Source organism: Streptomyces sp. DH12, assembly GCF_020873895.1.
In the GTDB taxonomy this organism is placed as follows: Bacteria; Actinomycetota; Actinomycetes; order Streptomycetales; family Streptomycetaceae; genus Streptomyces.
Window position 1 is genome coordinate 1 of record NZ_JAHWGT010000387.1, and the last position, 648, is coordinate 648.

1 protein-coding gene is annotated in these 648 nt (G+C 74.8%); it reads left to right on the forward strand.

Annotated elements, in window-relative coordinates; genetic code table 11:
- On the forward strand, nucleotides 1–596 hold a 596-nt coding region (locus tag LPA54_RS34725; protein WP_228984611.1), incomplete at its 5' end, for a phosphotransferase.
- Nucleotides 597–648: the final 52 nt, after the last annotated feature.

Here is a 648-nt window from a genome sequence, read left to right on the forward strand (position 1 = left end):
TCCACCGCTGGATCGACGGCGAGGACGTCGGCCCGGACACGGTCCTGGACTGGGCCGCCTTCGGCGCGGACCTGGCGGGGTTCGTACGGGAGCTGCACCGCGTCGACCTGATGGGGGCGACGCGGGAGGACGGGCTGTCCTGGTATCGCGGAGGCACCCTGGCGCCGTGCGACGAGTGGGTGGGGCCGGGCTTCGACGCGTGCCGGGCCGTCGAGGGGCTGGACCTCGACATCGACACGCTGGAGCGGCTGTGGCGGGAGGCGCTCGCCCTGCCCGACCCCGCCGGACCGCACGTCTGGCTCCACGGCGACCTCAGGCCGGCCAACCTCCTGGCCCGCGACGGCGGGCTTCACGCCGTGATCGACTTCGGCGCGCTCTCGATCGGCTTCCCCGACGCCGAGCACGCCCCCGTCTGGGACCTCCCGCCGGAGGCTCGCCACGCCTACTGGGAAACCCTGGCCCTCGACACCCCGACCTGGCTGCGCGCCCGCGCCTGGGCCATCGCGGTCGCGGTCGCCGGCATCCCGTACTACTGGCACAGGGTCCCGGCGTTCGCCCTGGAGTGCCGCGGACGCCTGGAGGCGATCCTCAGCTGAGCGCCGGAACGGACGCCCGCGCCCAGAGGACGAGGTCGCTGCTGGTGGCCAC